We start from the raw sequence: 16,709 nt of genomic DNA, 5'->3' as shown, positions 1-16,709 counted from the left end.
ATCCGCTTCGGGTGCCCCGGACGACAGGCTTCTGGCATGCGTGGAACCCGCAGTGCCGGCCTCCTGGCCCTCGGCGGCATCGCCCTCGCGGCCGTGCTCGCCGTGATCGGCCACCTCGAGGCGAACGACGACCTGTCCCCCTGGTCGCTGACCGTCAGCGACTTCGCCGTCTCGGACCGCGGCGGCGTGATCGACGCGGCCATGGTGGTGCTCGCCGTGGCCACCGCCGCGCTCCTGCCCCCGCTGCACCGCGCGTACGGCTCGGCGTCCGCCGCCCGGCGGCGGTGGGCGCAGTCGCTGCTCGCGGTCTGGGGCGGCGGCCTGCTGCTCGCCGCCGTCGTGCCGACGAACGAGCCCGGGCTGCCCATGGACACCGCGGCCTACGTCCACCGGTACGCCTCGGTGGTCGCCTTCCTCGCCCTGCCCGCCGCCGGCTGGCTGCTCGCCGGGCCGCTGCCGGGCGCCGGGCGGTGGCTGCGCGGGTTCGCCCTGGCCAGCCTGGCCCTCGCCGGGGCGATGGTCTGGTCCGCCTACCCCGGCGGACGCGTCCTCATCGGCCTGGTGGAGCGGCTGCTCATCCTCACCGAGGTGGGTCTGCTCGCCACCGTGGCGCTCTGGCTGGTCGCGGCGGGGCAGCGGCGCGGGTTCGTCGCGGCCGGACGGCGACACCCGGCACGGACGAGCCCGGTGCCGCCGCGTCCGGTGCGGCGGGACAGCCCGGTCGTCACTCCAGCTCGTGGAGCATGAGCTGGCGGGCGGCCTCGGTGATGGACCCCGAGAGGCTCGGGTAGATCGTGATCGTCTGGGCCAGCTCGTTGACGGTGAGGTTGTTCTCCACCGCCATGGTGATCGGCAGGATCAGCTCGCTGGCCTTCGGGGCGACCACGACGCCACCGATCACCTGGCCGCTGGCGGGACGGCAGAAGAGCTTCACGAAGCCGTCGGACAGGTCGGCCATCTTGGCCCGGGCGTTGCCCGCCAGCGGCAGCATCACCTGACGGGCTGGCACCTTGCCGGCGTCCACCTCGTTCTGCGAGACACCCACCGTGGCCAGCTCCGGGTCGGTGAAGACGTTCGCGGCGACGGTCCGCAGCCGCAGCGGGCGGACCGCCTCGCCGAGCGCGTGCCACATCGCGATCCGGCCCTGCATGGCCGCGACGCTGGCCAGCGGCAGCACCCCGGTGCAGTCGCCGGCGGCGTAGATGCCGGGCACGTTCGTCCGGGACACGCGGTCGACCGTCACGTAGCCGCCGGGGGCCAGCTCGACGCCGTACTCGGCGAGCCCCAGGTTGGCGGTGTTGGGGACGGAGCCGACCGCGATGAGCGCGTGCGAGCCGTACACCTTGCGGCCGTCGGAGAGCTCGACCTCGACGCCGGCCTCGGTACGGCGGACCGCGTCGGCGCGCGAGTTGTTGAGGATGCTCATGCCCCGGGTGCGGAAGACCCGCTCGATGGCCATGGCCGCGTCGGCGTCCTCGTGCGGCATGACCCGGTCGCGGCTGGACACCAGGGTGACCTCGATCCCCATGGCGAGGTACGCGCTGGCGAACTCGGCGCCCGTCACGCCGGAACCGACCACGATCAGGTGCTCCGGCAGTTCGGGCAGGTCGTACACCTGGCGCCAGGTGAGGATCCGCTCGCCGTCGGGGACGGCGGTGGGCAGCTGGCGGGGGGTGGCGCCGGTGGCGACCAGGACGGTGGAGGCGTCGATCGTGTACTCCGCGCCACCGTCGGCGGGGGTCACCACCACGCGGTGGGTGTGACCGAGCGTGTCCTCGCCGAGCCGGGCGGTGCCCGCCACGAACGTGACCCCGGCCTTGACCAGCTTGGCGTGGATGTCGGCCGACTGGGCGAGCGCGAGCCGCTTGACCCGCTGGTGCACGGCCTGCGCGTCGACCGTGACCGCCTCCAGCCCGTCGGAGTGGACGCCGAACTCCTCGGTGTCCCGGTAGCCGGTCACCACCTCTGAGCTGGCGATGAACGTCTTGGACGGCACGCAGTCGGACAGTACGCAGGCTCCACCGGCACCCTCGGCCTCCACGACCGTCACGTCGGCGTCCAGCTGTGCGGCGACCAGGGCCGCCTCGTAGCCGGCCGGCCCGCCGCCGATGATCACGATCCGGCTCACAGCGCTCGCCCTTCGTCGATGCTCACAGTGACTTTCTTCTCCCGAACCTGTCCGACACGCACCGTCGTATTCTCCCCCACCCGTCCGCCGGGCTATCGTCATCGCCGTGCGTCTTCACGCCGCCTACGGCTCAAACCTCGACCCCGGGCGGATGCGCGCCTACTGCCCGCATTCGCCGATGGTGGGCACCGGCTGGCTCGAGGGCTGGCGGCTGACCTTCGCCGGCGAGGACGTGATCGGCTGGGAGGGCGCCGTCAGCACGGTGGTCGAGTCCCCGGGCGACCGGGTCTTCGTGGCGCTCTACGACATCCACCCGTACGACGCCGCCCAGCTCGACGAGATCGAGGGTGTGACGTCCGGCACCTACCGCAAGCTGCACGTACGGATCTCCACCCTCGACGGCGACGTGACCGCGTGGATCTACGTCTTCGACGGGTACGAGGGCGGCCTCCCGACCTCGTGGTACCTGTCGGAGATCGCGAACGCCGCCGAGAAGGCGGGCGCGCCCGACGACTACGTCACCGAGCTGCGGTCCCGCCCCACCGGCACCGCGTCGGCGTAGCGCGTATCGCACACGCCCAGTCTGCTCCCGGCCCCGGGCCGGCGGCTCGTCGGCCCCCGCCCGGGTCGTCCATCACACACCCGACGCCGCGGCCGGGACCACGAGTTCGTACATGTCGGTCCAGCGGGTCTCCCGCAGGCCGACGGAACGGTAGAGCGACAGCGGGGTCGTCGGGTTGGTGAGATCCACCCCCAGGCCGGCCGAGGTCCGGCCCTTCTCGGCGTACCCGGTGAAGGCCCGACGCAGCAGCGCGGCGCCCACCCCCCGGCGCCGGTAGGCGGGCAGCACCGACAGGCTCCGCACGAAACCCTCGTTCTGGTCGAGCGCCTGGTCGGACGACTGCAACGCGCCGGCCGCCACCCCGTCGACCTCGGCCACGAACCACTCGTCCCAGGTCGTGCCGTGCTGCGTGATCTTCTTGCGCCACTCGGCGTAGCCGAGCGGCTCGTAGTCGGGGGTGTCCCGGAACGCCGTGTCGAAGATCCGGTGGAAGTCGCGCAGGTCCCGTTCGTCGTCGGGGCGGACCGGGCGAACGGTCACGCCGGGCGGCGGGGGCGGCTCGGCGGGCAGGTCGGCCAGCGACCGGTGCATCCGGACGTAGCGCTTGGCCAGGGAGAAGCCGGCGTCGGTGAGGATGCGCTGCCAGTCCCGCTCCGGCTCGAAGACCGCGCAGCGCACGGTGAGCGCCGGCAGGGAACGCTCGGCGGCGCGTTCGGCGACCCGCTGGAGTTGACGGACCAGTAGCGGCCCCCGTACGTGCGCGCCCCGCTCCGGGTCGACGTAGACCTCCACGAACTCCCGCCCGACGCCCGTGGGGTTGTCGAGGGTGGCCCAGCCGACGACCGCGCCCTCCGGGTCCAGCGCCAGCCAGGAGTCGCGGGACGGGTCGACGTACGGGGCGGTGAGCGCCGCCTCGACGTCGGCGGCGTCGAAGTCGGGGTAGCCGACGGCGAAGGTGTCCGCGGCGTGGACCACCGAGAGGATCGCCGGCACGTCGTCGAGGGTGGGCCGGCGCGCGCTCCAGCCAGCGGGAAGGGTCACGGCGCCGATCCTGACAGCGCGCGCGGCCGCACGCCTCCGAATTACCGCCCGCGGGCCCCCTTGCGCACCGTGATCATGACGTTGTCGCCCCGCGCCACGGCGTGTCGCGGCACCAACCTCATGATCGACCGGGTGGGTCCCCGGGTCAGGCGGCCGGGTGGGAGCGGACCGCGGTGCCCAGGTGCGCGCGGACGGCGGCCAGCAGGTCCACCAGCTCCACGCCGTCGACCGGTCCGAGCGCCCCGAACGCCGGCGCGGCCAGCCGGTCGGTCACCGCCTCGGCCCACAACCGCCGCCGGACCAGCGGCCCCACCGGCGGATACGGCGGCGGCCAGCCGCACGCCATGGCGCCGGCCTCCCCCTCCGGCCCGGCGAGCACCGCCTCCCGCGGCGTCATCCCGCTGGCGCGGACGGCGAGCAGGTACGCGCCGGTGAAGTACTCGCGCAGCAACCGCAGCGCCGCGGCGGCCCGGGCCCCCGCACTGCGTCCGGGCACCGGCATGGCCCGCCCGGCGGCGAAGAGCGGCAGGCCGCTGCCGTCCGCCGCGTGGACCGTACGCTCCAGCAGGTTGACGAGCCGCTCCACCCGCGGTGCGTCGTCCAGGTTCTCCGAGCCCCACCGGCAGCACTCGGCCAGCGTCGCGGCGGCCACCTCGGACGGGCGGACCGTCCGGGCCGCGCCCTCCCAGCCGTCCGCCACCGCGTCCGGGGCGAGGAAACCGAGCGCGGCGGCCGCCGTCTCGGCACGTACGTCGCCGAGCACCCCCGCACGGCCGGTGACGTAGAAGGCCCATCCCGAGATGCCGAGCAGCCGGGCCCGCCGCAGGGTCACCGGGCAGCGGGTGAAGGCGTCTCCGATGTCGAGCACCATCGGCTTGCTCGCCGCGGCGATCTGCTCGGGCGTCATCGGCGCCGCCCGTGCGGACCACCGATCGGCCGTCCGCCGCCCGGCGCGGGCCCGCCCGCCCGTTCCCCACGTCCGTCCATCGACGTCAGTCTGCCTCGCCACCGCCCGTCCCGGCATCCCCCTCCTCGGCGTCGAGGGCCTCCACGGCCGCCTCGACCTCGCCGGTGCGCCGCCGGGCCGCGGTGAGGGCCCGCTCGGCCCCGCGCCGGGCCAGTTTGGCGCGACTCAGCTCCTGCTCGGCGACCGCACGCCGCCGCTCCAGCTCCGCCAGCTCGGCCTCGATCCGGTCGAGCGCGGCGGCGCCGTCGCGCTCGGCCGTCGTCGCCTCCGCCAGCTCCGACTCGGCCCGCTCCTGTTCGGTACGCGCCTTCGCCAGCTCCCGTTCCAGTGCTCGCCGCTGCCGCGCCCGCTCGGCACGCGCCTCCCGTTCGGCCCGCTCCGCGGCGCGCTCGGCCGCCCGCCCGCCCGGGGCGCGCTGGGCGGGCGCCCGGCCGGTCTCCCGCCGGGCCGGACGTTCCTCCTCCTCGCCGGTGACCAGGCGCAACTGCGGGCGGGGCACCTCGCCGAAGCCGGCGTAGCTGGCCGCCCGGAGCAGCCGGCCCGCCCGCACCTGCTCGGCAACCTCGGTATCGGAGAGCGCCGCGTTGAGGGTCGCCTCCACCTCGGCGAGCGGCAGCTTCCCGGCCGCCGGCGCTCCCTCCTCCTCGGAGGCCAGCCTGCGCACCTCGGCGACGAGCGCGCCCACCACGGCGCGCCGCTGCGCGGACAGCTCCCGCAGCCGCGGGCCGCGCAGCTCGCGCTGGGCGGAGCGGAGCGCCTCGGCGAGCTGCACCAGGTCGGCCACGAGCTCGGGGCGCCGGATGGCGAGCAGGTTCACGAGCCACGCGGCCACGGTGGGCCGCCGCAGCCGGGCGATCTGCCGGGCGGTGGCCGGATCACCGGCGCGGCGGGCGTCGGCGACGGCGGCGTCCCGGGCGGCCACGAACCGGTCGGGGGGCGTGGTGTAGAGCTGGTGCAGCAGCTCGGGCGAGGGGCCGGGCATCGCCTCAGGCGTCCAGCCGGGTACCGGGTTCCAGCCGCCGGTAGTCGGTGCGGGACAGCGCCGTGTACTGGCGGTCGAGCACGGCGTACCCGTTGTCGTTGAGCAGCGCGTCGTGCAGGGCGTACGCCCGGCGCGGGGCCACCGCCCGGATGAAGTCGACGACCTCGGAGAACTTCGACCAGGGGGCGTGGATCGGGGCGAAGAGCGTGTCGACCGGGACGTCCGGCACCACGAGGGAGTCGCCCGGGTGGTAGACCACGTCGTTGATCAGGTACCCCAGGTTCTCGACGACGGGGATGTCCGGGTGGATCACCGCGTGCCGTCCGCCGTACGCGCGGATCGCCACCCCGGCCGCCGTGAACGACTCGCCGGGCTGGACCGGCCGCAGCACCTCGGCCGCGTCGCCGAGCGGGGCGGAGAGCGCGGCCGGGCCGTGCACCGTGAAGGGCCGCCGTTCGAGCTGCCGGGTGACCGCCTCGGCGTTCAGGTGGTCGGGATGCTCGTGCGTGATCAGCACCGCGTCCGCCCCGTCCAGCGCCGCCGGATCGCTGAACACGCCGGGGTCGATGACGAGCACTCCCCCGTCGTGCTCCACCCGGACGCAGGAGTGGGCGTACTTGGTGAGCTGCATCGTGACTCCTCGATTATCGAATCGTGACGTCCTCAGCGCAGTCTGCCGGAACCGGCGTGCTGGCGCGCCACGTCCGAGGTATCGCCCACCGGGTGAGCGGAGATGGGAGCGGGGATGGACGTACGGAGAAGGCGGGGTCGTGGCGCGGCCGTGGTGGCCCTCGGGCTGGCGGCGATGGTGGCGGTGGGCGCGTGCAGTTCAGCCGGCGGTGACGACCGCGCGGCCTCGGACGCCGCCCCGGCCGCCGGCGCTCCGGAACGCGGGACGGTGGAGCGCGGCGGGGCCGGCGCTCCCCCGGCGAGCGGCGCGGGTTCACCGGACCTGCGTGTCGACCAGCGGTCGATCATCTACACGGGAACGTTGCGGGTACGGGTGGACGATGTGGACGGCGCCGCGCGGCGCGCCGTCGAGGCGGTCACCGCGGCGGGCGGTTTCGTCGGCGGCGACCGCCGGCACAGCACCGCCGACGACGCCAGCGCCGAGCTGGAGCTGCGGGTCCCGGCGGCGCGGTTCACGGCGGTCGTCGACGAGCTGGCCGGGCTCGGCCGGCAGGAACGGCGCGAGATCCACACCGAGGACGTGACCGAGGAGACGGTCGACTTGGACGCGCGCATCGCCACCCAGCGCGCCCGGGTGGAGAACGGCCGCCGTCTGCTCGCCCGGGCGACCACGATCAGCGACCTGGTGTCGCTGGAGGGCGAGCTGGCCAAGCGGGAGGCCGACCTGGCGTCGCTGGAGGCGAAGAAGCGCCGTCTCGCCGACCTCACGGCGCTCTCCACCATCACGTTGAGCCTGGTCGGGTCGGGTGCCAGCACGACGGAGGCCAGCGAGGAGACGGAGCTGGGCTTCCTGACCGGGCTGCGCGGCGGCTGGAAGGTGTTCGTGACCTCGCTGAACGTCCTGCTGACCGTGCTCGGCGCGGTGCTTCCGTGGCTGGTCGCGCTCGGCGTACCGCTGACGGCGCTGATGGTGGTGCTGCGCCGGCGGCGGCGTCGCCGGGAGACGCCGCCGGTCAGCGCGCCGCCGCCTCCAGTGCCCGCAGCGCGGTCTGCACCATGACCCGGATGCCGGCGGGGATGGCCCGCTCGTCCACGTCGAACGTGGCGCGGTGCAGGTCGACGTTGGGGCCGGACCGGCCGACGCCGAGCCGGGCCAGGGCGCCGGGGACGTACTCCAGGTACCAGGAGAAGTCCTCGCCGCCCATGCTCTGTGGCGTCTCCGCCACGCCGTCCGGACCGAGCGCCGCCGTGGTGGCGGCGGTGAGGATCTGGATGGCCTTGGCGTCGTTGCTGACCGGCGGACGGCCCCGCAGGTACTCCAGGTCGACGGTGGCGCCGGTCGGCGCGATGACGTCCCGGACGACCTGACCGACGATCTTCGGGGCGAGTTCCCACGTGTCGCGGTCCATCACCCGCAGGGTGCCGGCCGCGCACGCCTCGGTGGGGATGACGTTGTAGCGGGTGCCGGCCGACGCGTGGCCGAAGACCAGCAGCAGGCCGCTGTTGGCCGGCACCCGGCGGCCGACGAGCGCCGGCACCTCGGTGACCAGGCGGCCGAGCGCGTCGACGAGGTCGACGGTCAGGTGCGGCCGGGCGGTGTGCCCGCCGGGGCCGGTCAGCCGGACGGTCACGTTGTCGGCGGCCGCCGTGATCGGACCGACCCGCAGGCCGATGCGGCCGACGGGCAGGTTCGGGTCGCAGTGCAGCGCGAAGATCTGCACCACGTCGTCCAGGCCACCGGCCTCGATGACCTCCAGGGAGCCGCAGGGCAGGATCTCCTCGGCCGGCTGGAAGATCAGCCGGACGCGCCCGTTCAGCTCGCCGCGTTCGGCGAGCTGGGCCAGCAGCATGCCCACGCCCAGCATGATCGTCGTGTGCACGTCGTGGCCGCAGGCGTGGCAGACGCCGTCCACGGTCGAGCGGTACGGCACGTCCTTGACGTCGGTGAGCGGCAGCGCGTCGATGTCGGCACGCAGGGCGACCACCGGGCCGTCCGGGCGGCCGTCGATGTCGCAGAGCACGCCGTTGCCCTTCGGCAGCATCCGCGGGTTCAGCCCGGCCAGGGAGAGTTCCCGGGCGACCAGGGCAGCGGTGTCGAACTCGCTGCCCGACAGCTCCGGGTGCGCGTGGATGTGACGGCGGGTGGCGATGAGCCCGGGTACGCGGAGGGCGAGCAACTGGTCCAGCTCGAAGGGCAACGGTTGGGACCCGGACGGCGCCTCCGGCCACGGTGGCGCCAGCTGGCTGCCGGTCGGCAGCGTCAACGCACTCGTCACGTCGAATTCTCGTTCACTAGGAATGGATGGATCATCATGAACAGCAGACAGCCTAGACCTCCGCCGGTGACGCTGCGCAACCTCGTTCCGGTAATGATCGGAGCGCACAGCGTCACGAATGCCCTGCTGGGAGCGCTCGGAGAGCCGCGGGACCGCAGGTAGATCGCGTTCGGACGCTGCCATCGGCCGCCTCACCTCCTACAACGCGTAACCGATTCGGCGGTCACGAATGTGCGCGCACCCTCTCGGGCCTTCGTTGCGAATTGTCGCATTAGTCGGCTTGATTAACTGACAGTCCGCCAATTAACCGACCACGCTCCGCAACGAGCCGGAACAGACGCTCACATGTACGAGTGCGACAGGAGCGCACAGGGTGTCCGTTCCCGTTCACCCGGCCGGGGTACCCGCAAACCTCGCGGGCACACGCCGGATCCGTCGGGGCCGCGTCGCCCGAGCCGGACCGGCGGCGGCACGGCCGCGTCGCGCGTGCCGCCCGGACCGGCGGAGAGCCCGCCGTGCCGGGGAACCGGACTTCCGACTGTAGCGCCTTCCAGAGCCCGCGATCGAGCGTCTGACCAGCGGAAACACGACAGCTCCGCGGAGCGGAGCCGGCCGGCCGCGGAGCGGAGCCGGCCGGTGCGGCCGTCAGAACCGGTCGCTGGGCCGGTACTGGCCCCACACCTCACGCAGCGTGCCGCAGACCTCGCCGATCGTGGCGCGGGCGCGCAGTGCCTCCTTCATCGGGTAGAGCACGTTCTCGGTGCCGGACGCCGCCGCCCGAAGTTCCGCGAGGGCCCGCTGCACCGCGCCCGCGTCGCGCGTACGCCGCAGCTCGGCCAGGCGCTCCGCCTGCGCCGCCTCGATGGCGGGATCCACCCGCAGCGGCTCGTACGGCTCCTCCTCGTCGATCTGGAACCGGTTGAGCCCCACGACCACCCGCTCACCCGAGTCGATCTCCTGGGCGATCCGGTACGCCGACTGCTCGATCTCGCGCTTCTGGAACCCGGCCTCGATGGCGTCCACCGCCGAGCCGTACTCGAAGACCCGGTCCATCAGCCCGGTGGCCGCCTCCTCGATCTCGGCGGTCATCGCCTCGACCACGTACGAGCCCGCGAACGGGTCGACGGTGGCGGTCAGGTCGGTCTCGTACGCCAGCACCTGCTGGGTCCGCAGCGCGAGCCGGGCGGCCTTCTCGGTGGGCAGCGCGATCGCCTCGTCGAAGCTGTTGGTGTGCAGCGACTGGGTGCCGCCGAGCACGGCGGCCAGCCCCTGCACCGCGACCCGCACGAGGTTGACCTCCGGCTGCTGGGCGGTGAGCTGCACGCCCGCCGTCTGCGTGTGGAAGCGCAGCATCATCGACTTCGGGTTCTTCGCCCCGAACTCGTCGCGCATGAGCCGGGCCCAGATCCGCCGTGCGGCGCGGAACTTGGCGACCTCCTCGAGCAGGGTCGTCCGGGCCACGAAGAAGAACGACAGCCGTGGCGCGAAGTCGTCGACGGCCAGCCCGGCCGCGAGCGCCGCGCGGACGTACTCGACGCCGTTGGCCAGGGTGAACGCGATCTCCTGCGCCGGGCTCGCCCCCGCCTCGGCCATGTGGTAGCCGGAGATGGAGATGGTGTTCCACTTCGGCACCTCCTTGCGGCAGTAGCCGAACGTGTCGGCGACCAGCCGCAGGGACGGCTTCGGCGGGAAGATGTACGTCCCGCGGGCGATGTACTCCTTGAGGATGTCGTTCTGGATGGTCCCGTTCAACGCGGACCCGGGCACCCCGTTCTCCTCGGCCACGAGCTGGTAGAGCAGGAGCAGCACCGAGCCGGGCGCGTTGATCGTCATCGAGGTGGAGACCTTGTCCAGCGGGATGCCGTCGAAGAGCAGCCGCATGTCCTCGATGGAGTCGATGGCGACCCCGACCTTGCCGACCTCGCCGTGCGCGATCGGGTCGTCGGAGTCGTACCCCATCTGGGTCGGCAGGTCGAAGGCGACGGAGAGACCCATGGTGCCGGCGCGCAGCAGCTGGTGGTAGCGCGCGTTGGACTCGGTGGCGGTGCCGAAGCCGGCGTACTGGCGCATCGTCCACGGGCGGGACGTGTACATCGTCGGGTAGACCCCGCGGGTGTACGGGAACTCGCCCGGCGCGCCGAGCCGGGCGTCCAGGTCATCCGGAAGGTCGCCCGCCGTGTAGACGCCCTTGATGGGGAAGCCGGATTCGCTTGACCGCCGTTCGCTCATCACCGGATGGTAGGACGAGCCGCGGCGGCTGCGGGTGAGGGATTCCGCACACTGCGTCCGCGTCGGTCGACGGCAGGTGAACGGTCGGGTACGCACCGTTCACTTCGATAAACGTCCGAGCGTCGGCTTTCGCATCGGGCGTCGGAACCAGCAAGATAGGGAGGTTGTGTCCCAGCCCCCTCGATATCCCCCGGTGGCTTTTCTGTGACTCAGATCCCGACCTGGAGCGGCGGACCTGTCAGTCCCCCCAGTGGACGCGCGGCACCCGGCACCACCATCGGTGGTCGCTACGAACTGCGTTCCGCGGTGGGCAACGGCGGCATGGGTACGGTCTGGCGCGCGACAGACACCCTGCTGCGGCGGGACGTGGCGGTGAAGGAGGTCGTCCTCCCCCCGGGGCTGGCCCCCAGCGACCGCGACGCCATGTACGAACGCACCCTCCGCGAGGCCCGCGCGGCCGCCGCGATCCAGCACCCGGCCGTGGTGCAGGTCTACGACGTGGTCACCGAGGGTGGCCGGCCGTGGATCGTGATGGAACTGCTGGACGCCCGCAGCCTCGCCGACATGGTCATCGAGGACGGGCCGGTCGCCCCGCGCGTCGTCGCCAAGATCGGCATCGCGCTGCTGGGCGCGTTGGAGGTGGCCCACGCCATCGGCGTGCTGCACCGTGACGTCAAGCCGGCCAACGTGCTGATCTGCTCCGACGGTCGCTGCGTGCTCACCGACTTCGGTGTGGCCCGGATGCCGACGGACGTGCAGCTCACCACGCCCGGGATGGTCCTCGGCTCGCCCCACTTCATCTCCCCCGAGCGCGCCATGGGCCAGGAGTTCGGCCCGCCCAGCGACCTCTTCTCGCTCGGCGTGACGCTCTACACGGCCGTGGAGGGGCGGCCGCCCTTCGACAAGGGCGACCCCATCGAGACCATGCACGCCGTCGTGGAGGACCCGCCGGCCCCGCCGCAGCGCAGCGGCCCGCTGACCGCCGTGCTCATGGGCCTACTGGAGAAGGACCCGGCCCGCCGGCTCGACGTCCACACCTCCCGGGCCATGCTCCGCGAACTCCTGGCCGGCCCGCTCAGCAACAACGCCGCCGCGGTGCACTCGATGACCGACCCGTACGCCGTGATGCCGGTGCAACGGTCCGCGGCTCCCCCGGTGCCGGCCGCACCCGAGCCGAAGCCCACCGGCCAGATCGGCGGCCGGGCCATGCTCGCCCCCGGCGAGTCGCTGACCGACCGGCTGGCCGCGCTGCGCCGGGGCGAGCGGCCGGAGCCCGCCCCCGCGGCGGGTGCCGCCGCCCTCGACGAGACCAGCGCCGACGCGCTGGCCGGCCCGCTGCACACGCCCACCGGGGCCATGCCGCCCCCCGGGCGGCCGGCCGCCGGTCGCACCTACGGCGGCGCCGAGGCCACCCAGCGGGTGGACCCCGCCCAGCGCGACGCCACCCAGCCGGTCACCTGGGGCGTCCGCCCGGACGCCACCCAGGCCGTGCCGTACGCGGGAGCGCCCGACGCCACCCAGCGGGTCGGCGCCACGTACGGCGGCGGCCCGTGGGCGGCCCCGGGCGCCGGGCAGCCGGGCGGCGCGCCCGGCGCGGGCAGCCCGCTCGACCGGGTCCGCCGGGTCGGCGCCGAGCTGGTCCGTACGGTCAAGGGGTGGCCGCGCAACGTGCAGCTGGCGGCGGCCGGCGGCCTCGCCGTGGTGCTCCTCGTCGGGGCGGTCGTCCTGTTCACCGGCGGCGACGACGAGACCCCGCCCGCCCCGCAGGCCCAGCCGACCGCCACCGAGCCGGCCGGCCCGGGCATCGAGATGCAGGAGCACTCGGCCCGGGGCATCCAGGTGATGGTGCCGAAGGGCTGGGAGCGCGCGACCGGCGGCGTCTACATCGACTACGTCGATCCCGAGGACGACGGCGGCCGCAAGGTCCGGATCCTCACCGAGAAGTTCGGCGGCGACAGCTCGATGCGCTGGGCCGAGATCGCCGCGAACTTGCTCAAGAAGGCGAAGAGCTGCGCGAAGCCGTACAACCAGATCGCCATGACCGAGCAGGAGCTGGCCGGCAAGCCGGCCGCCGAGTTCGAGTACACCTGCGGCGAGGGCGAGACGATGCGGCACGGCGTGTGGCGCGGCGTGGTGAGCGATGGGAAGGTCTACTCCTTCTACCTGACCTCCACGGACGCCCGGTTCGCGGAGAGCAAGCCGATCTTCGACGAGATGGTGCGGACCTTCAAGCTCACCGACGCGAGCTGAGCGAGGTCACGGGACCGGAGGGAACCGTCAGCGGTGATCCGCCGGCGTGCTATCAAGAGGCATGCCGGCGGACACCACTGACATCGACGACCTCCGCGAGCGAGCCCGACGCTGGCTCGACGACGACCCGGACCCGGCCGACCGGGCCGAACTGCAGGCGGTCCTCGACCGGCTGCCGGACAGCGCCGCCGACCTCGCCGACCGGTTCGCCGGCCCGCTGACGTTCGGCACCGCCGGGCTGCGCGGCCCACTGCGCGCCGGCCCCAACGGGATGAACCTCGCGGTGGTCACGCAGGCCGCGGCCGGGCTGGTCGACTGGCTCGCCGCGCAGGGCGGCACCGGCCCGCTGGTGATCGGGTACGACGCGCGGCGCGGCTCCCGGGAGTTCGCCGCGCGCACCGCCCAGGTCGCCACCGGGGCGGGACGGCCCGCGCTGCTGCTGCCCCGCCCGCTGCCCACGCCGGTGCTCGCGTACGCGGTGCGCCACCTCGACGCCGTGGCCGGGGTCATGGTCACCGCGAGCCACAACCCGCCGCAGGACAACGGCTACAAGGTCTACCTCGGGGCGCAGCTCGGCGGGGCGCTCGGCGCGGGGGCGCAGATCGTGCCGCCCGCCGACGCCGGGATCGAGGCCGCGATCCGGGCCGTCGGCCCGCTCGCCGACGTGCCGCTCGGCCCGCCCGGGCAGGTGCTCGGCGACGACCTCGTGGCGTCCTACGTGGAACGGGCCGCCGCGGTGGCCGCGCCCGACGTGTCGCGGGACCTGTCCGTGGCGTACACGCCGCTGCACGGTGTGGGCGCCGCCGTACTCACCGCCGCCTTCGCGCGGGCCGGCTTCCCCGTGCCCGGGGTGGTGCCCGACCAGGCCGAACCCGACCCGGCCTTCCCCACCGTCTCGTTCCCCAACCCGGAGGAGCCCGGCGCGGTGGACCGCCTCGTCGCGCTCGCCGACGCCACCGGCGCGGACATCGCCATCGCCAACGACCCGGACGCGGACCGCTGCGCGGTGGCCGTACGCGACGGCGGGACGGGGTGGCGGATGCTCCGCGGTGACGAGGTGGGGGTGCTGCTCGCCGACCACCTGATGCGTCGCGGCGTCACCGGCCTGTACGCCACCACGATCGTGTCGTCGTCGCTGCTGCGGGCCATGTGCGCCGCCCGGGGGATGCCGTACGACGAGACGCTGACCGGGTTCAAGTGGATCGTCCGGGCCGGCGACGGGTCGGTGCCGCTGGTGTTCGGGTACGAGGAGGCGCTCGGCTACTGCGTCGCCCCGGACCTCGTCCGGGACAAGGACGGCATCACCGCCGCGCTGACCGTCGCCGAGCTGGCGGCCGGGCTCAAGGCGCAGGGGCGTACGCTCACCGACCGCCTCGACGAACTGGCCGCCGAGTTCGGCGTGCACCACACCGACCAGCTCTCGGTGCGGGTCGACGACCTCCGGGAGATCGCCCAGGCGATGGCCCGGATCCGGGCGGCCACGCCGACCACCCTGCTGGGGCGCCCCGTCGAGACGACCGAGGACCTGCTGCCCGAGGCGGACGTGGTGATCCTGCGGACGGCCACCGCCCGGGTGGTGATCCGCCCGTCCGGCACCGAGCCGAAGCTGAAGGCGTACCTGGAGGTGGTGGAGCCGGTCGCGGACGGCGACGTCGCCGCGGCGCGGACCCGCGCGCAGGCCGCGGTTACCGACCTCCGCGCGGAGATCGCCAAGGCCCTGGGCCTGTAAGCCCCTCCCCCGCGATCTTGCACTTTCGGCCCCCGCTCTGCGGCTTCAGGCCCGCTTTGTCGGGTCAGAAAGTGCAAGATCGCGGGGGAGGGTCAGCGGCGGGGGCCCAGGGCGGCGTCGACCGCCCGGGCCAGGGCCGCCACGACCAGACCCACCGAGGGGCGGACCACCGAGTCGTCCAGGCTGACCTCGCCGGAGAATCCGGCGCCGCTGGCGATCTCGGCGAGCCGGCGGCGGGCGTCCTCGGCGGCCTCCCCGCTCACCCCGAGCGCCGACTCCATCCGCAGCACCGCCACCAGCGTGGCCAGCGCCGCCGTCCGCTCGTCCGGAGCCACGCCGCTCGTGAGCGCCGCGGCCAGCCGGCGCCGGGTGTCCTCCTCCACGGAGGGGTCCACCACCGGGTAGCGGTGCACGTGGATGAAGCCCAGCTCGGTCTCGTCCACGTCACGCACCACACCCTGGCTGCACAGGTCACCGAGGATCCGGTCGCGCAGTCCGTGGCGCAGCCGCTGCACCCAGGAGGACGGGGTGTGCGGGGTGTCCTCCGCGATCCGGGCGAGCACCCCGTCGGCGATCGGCTCGCCCGTGGGCGTCGGGTCGACCACCGTGAGGTTCCCGTCGGCGTACGCGACCCGGCCCGCGAGGGCCAACTCGATCAGCACCGCGGCGGCCATGCCCAGGTCGAGGCTGATCCGGGGCATGGTCGCCCGGCCCGTCTCGTCGTCGTACGCCAGCAGGAGCAACTCCTCGGCGAGCGCAACACCAGTCATGGGCGCAGACGCTAGTGGGTGCGCGCACCCCGTGCACCACTGCGCGCCGACGGCGCGCCGCGCTCCCGCGCGCCGTCGGCGCCGCACGCGGGTCGGTCAGCTCACCGTGTCGGTGCGACGGGCATCGAGGACGAGCAGGTAGTGCAGTACGCGGTGCTTCGGGGCCGTCTCCAGGTACTCGTACGCGAGCAGTTCGCCCGTCGACGGGTGGAAAACCAGCAGCATCTGCGCCCGCTGCGGGCTCTGCCCCGGCGGTGGGACGAGCTCGGCGGTGACGGCCACGCCCCGGCGGCCGGCCCGGTCGACGACCCGGCCGTGCCACACGAAGCCGGGCTTCTCCGCCAGGATGGTGAGGAGGTCGGCCCGGGTCCGCCGCGGCACGAGAAAACTGCTGTAGAGCTGGTACGTGCGCATGGCCAGCTCGCCCGCCGGCCGGTCGGCCCGGAGCCAGCGCGCGAGTTCCGCCCGGTCGGCCGGCAACCGCCGCTCCACCAGGTCGCGCGGGATCTCACGGATCCCTTCCGGCGGCCTGGTGGCGGAGGGGTCGGCACTGGGCGACTGTGGCCGCGCGGACCAGTACTCCCGGGACGCCGCGTCGGGGAACTCGACGCCCAGGGGCGTGGTGTCCTGCCAGCGGCGGCCGTCGTCCGCCACCCATTCACGCGTTTCCCGCACGAAGCTCATCATGTAGCCCTCGGGCGACACGGTCGCAAAACCACCCCACGACCTGGTGCGCTGGTAGGAGTAGTAGCCGCGGCTCTCGTCCGGGGGGCCGTCCACGAGGCGGGCGGCGAGCGCCCGCAGGTGCGGCCCGGCCGGCACGCCCGCGGGGACCTCGTAGGCCACCGGTTCGAGAACGGTTCCGGCCAACGGCTGCGCGGGGACCGCTCCGGTGGGTGCCCCGTTGCGGAGCACCTGTGCCACCCCGGCGGACCCGAGCACGGCCACGGCCGCGGCCGCGCCGACGAGCACGGTGCGGCGGGACGCGTTCCGCCCCGCCGGTCCGCCCGGCGTCGCGGTCGCGTCCTCCGCACGGAGGATCACGTCGTGCGCGGTGAGCGGTGCCGGTGCCACGACGGCGTCCCGCGCCGGGTCGGCCGGGCCCAGGAGGTCCCGGACCTGCTGTTGAAGCTTCATGCTGCTCC

The 16,709-nt window shown here is 74.1% G+C and carries 14 protein-coding genes; 5 read left to right on the top strand and 9 right to left on the bottom strand.

The genetic code is table 11. The features are described 5' to 3' along the window. The first annotated feature begins 36 nt into the window (after window positions 1-36). Window positions 37-747, top strand: a complete 711-nt coding sequence (locus D7I43_RS07245; protein WP_120327612.1) for a DUF998 domain-containing protein — start codon at window positions 37-39, stop codon at window positions 745-747. Here D7I43_RS07245 and D7I43_RS07240 read toward each other — a convergent pair. After that, entirely contained in the window at window positions 725-2,128 is a 1,404-nt protein-coding gene (locus tag D7I43_RS07240) for an NAD(P)H-quinone dehydrogenase (RefSeq protein WP_120327611.1), read from the bottom strand. The two genes, D7I43_RS07245 and D7I43_RS07240, sit on opposite strands and share 23 nt — an antisense overlap. Before the next feature lie 106 nt (window positions 2,129-2,234). Between D7I43_RS07240 and D7I43_RS07235 the strand changes: the two genes are divergently transcribed. Next, window positions 2,235-2,690: a gamma-glutamylcyclotransferase gene (locus D7I43_RS07235; protein ID WP_120327610.1), complete on the top strand. Its 456-nt coding sequence runs from the start codon at window positions 2,235-2,237 to the stop codon at window positions 2,688-2,690. 72 nt (window positions 2,691-2,762) lie between these two features. Here the strand turns inward: D7I43_RS07235 and D7I43_RS07230 are convergent, their stop codons facing one another. From D7I43_RS07230 to D7I43_RS07215, 4 genes are all read right to left on the bottom strand, one after another. Continuing rightward, window positions 2,763-3,731, bottom strand: coding sequence for a GNAT family N-acetyltransferase (locus tag D7I43_RS07230; protein ID WP_120327609.1), 969 nt, complete (start codon window positions 3,729-3,731; stop codon window positions 2,763-2,765). 145 nt (window positions 3,732-3,876) lie between these two features. Further along, the gene (locus D7I43_RS07225; protein WP_120327608.1) at window positions 3,877-4,638 is read right to left on the bottom strand and encodes an SCO6745 family protein; all 762 of its coding nucleotides are present in this window, start codon (window positions 4,636-4,638) and stop codon (window positions 3,877-3,879) included. A gap of 85 nt (window positions 4,639-4,723) precedes the next feature. Continuing rightward, a complete protein-coding gene (locus tag D7I43_RS07220; protein ID WP_120327607.1) occupies window positions 4,724-5,680 on the bottom strand; it encodes a coiled-coil domain-containing protein in 957 nt (318 codons plus the stop codon). A gap of 4 nt (window positions 5,681-5,684) precedes the next feature. After that, on the bottom strand, window positions 5,685-6,311 hold the full coding sequence (locus tag D7I43_RS07215; protein WP_120327606.1) for an MBL fold metallo-hydrolase: 627 nt from the start codon (window positions 6,309-6,311) through the stop codon (window positions 5,685-5,687). A gap of 114 nt (window positions 6,312-6,425) precedes the next feature. Here D7I43_RS07215 and D7I43_RS07210 point away from each other — a divergent pair, with 114 nt between their 5' ends. Continuing rightward, on the top strand, window positions 6,426-7,370 hold the full coding sequence (locus D7I43_RS07210) for a DUF4349 domain-containing protein (protein ID WP_120327605.1): 945 nt from the start codon (window positions 6,426-6,428) through the stop codon (window positions 7,368-7,370). Here D7I43_RS07210 and D7I43_RS07205 read toward each other — a convergent pair. Together D7I43_RS07205 and D7I43_RS07200 are read right to left on the bottom strand one after the other, a co-directional pair. Further along, complete coding sequence (locus D7I43_RS07205; protein WP_120327604.1) at window positions 7,324-8,586, bottom strand: amidohydrolase; 1,263 nt, start codon at window positions 8,584-8,586, stop codon at window positions 7,324-7,326. The genes D7I43_RS07210 and D7I43_RS07205 overlap by 47 nt on opposite strands. Window positions 8,587-9,231: 645 nt before the next feature. After that, window positions 9,232-10,815 carry an acyl-CoA mutase large subunit family protein gene (locus D7I43_RS07200; RefSeq protein ID WP_120327603.1) on the bottom strand — a complete coding sequence of 528 codons (1,584 nt, stop codon included), beginning with the start codon at window positions 10,813-10,815 and terminating at the stop codon, window positions 9,232-9,234. Window positions 10,816-11,019: 204 nt separating this feature from the next. On the opposite strand from D7I43_RS07200, the gene D7I43_RS07195 reads away from it, so the two are divergent. Together D7I43_RS07195 and D7I43_RS07190 are read left to right on the top strand one after the other, a co-directional pair. After that, window positions 11,020-13,065 carry a serine/threonine-protein kinase gene (locus tag D7I43_RS07195; protein WP_120327602.1) on the top strand — a complete coding sequence of 682 codons (2,046 nt, stop codon included), beginning with the start codon at window positions 11,020-11,022 and terminating at the stop codon, window positions 13,063-13,065. Between the two features lie 61 nt (window positions 13,066-13,126). Next, on the top strand, window positions 13,127-14,794 hold the full coding sequence (locus D7I43_RS07190; RefSeq protein WP_120327601.1) for a phospho-sugar mutase: 1,668 nt from the start codon (window positions 13,127-13,129) through the stop codon (window positions 14,792-14,794). A gap of 92 nt (window positions 14,795-14,886) precedes the next feature. Here the strand turns inward: D7I43_RS07190 and D7I43_RS07185 are convergent, their stop codons facing one another. Beyond that, on the bottom strand, window positions 14,887-15,564 hold the full coding sequence (locus tag D7I43_RS07185; protein ID WP_120327600.1) for a GOLPH3/VPS74 family protein: 678 nt from the start codon (window positions 15,562-15,564) through the stop codon (window positions 14,887-14,889). A gap of 96 nt (window positions 15,565-15,660) precedes the next feature. Continuing rightward, a complete protein-coding gene (locus D7I43_RS07180; protein ID WP_120327599.1) occupies window positions 15,661-16,701 on the bottom strand; it encodes a CU044_5270 family protein in 1,041 nt (346 codons plus the stop codon). Window positions 16,702-16,709: the final 8 nt, after the last annotated feature.

Origin of the sequence: Micromonospora globbae (assembly GCF_003610785.1) — a bacterium.
GTDB classification, from domain to species: Bacteria; Actinomycetota; Actinomycetes; order Mycobacteriales; family Micromonosporaceae; genus Micromonospora; species Micromonospora globbae.
Note: the sequence above shows the minus strand (reverse complement) of the source record. Positions and strands in the feature narration are given on the sequence as shown.